The sequence below is a fragment of the Paraburkholderia sp. JHI2823 genome, from assembly GCF_038900695.1.
Taxonomy (GTDB): domain Bacteria; phylum Pseudomonadota; class Gammaproteobacteria; order Burkholderiales; family Burkholderiaceae; genus Paraburkholderia; species Paraburkholderia mimosarum.
Genome location: NZ_JAYMRY010000427.1, coordinates 1 through 255, shown reverse-complemented (window position 1 = coordinate 255; position 255 = coordinate 1). Strand labels below are relative to the sequence as shown.

The 255-nt window shown below is 59.2% G+C and carries 1 protein-coding gene; it reads left to right on the top strand.

Translation table 11 applies throughout. The annotated features are described in order from the left end of the window. Positions 1-47 precede the first annotated feature (47 nt). Positions 48-245, top strand: a complete 198-nt coding sequence (locus tag VSR34_RS39275; RefSeq protein ID WP_081716238.1) for a hypothetical protein — start codon at positions 48-50, stop codon at positions 243-245. Positions 246-255: the final 10 nt, after the last annotated feature.

Here is a 255-nt window from a genome sequence, read left to right as displayed (position 1 = left end):
AATTTCTGCTTTAACGCGGCGATAATCCAGACAAACCGGAGAGAGACATGCTGAGCCCCCATGAATTTGCCACCCTCATGCTGGTCCAGGCCGCGCCTGACCAGATCGATCTTGACCGCGAAGAACTTGACACCTTGCTCGAACGCCATCTGGTTGCCATGGAACAGCTCACGCCCGGGCGCCCACTGCCCCGCCTGACACGCGACGGCGATGCCGTGCTTCAAAGCGTCGCGAAAAGACGCTGAGCGCAATCTC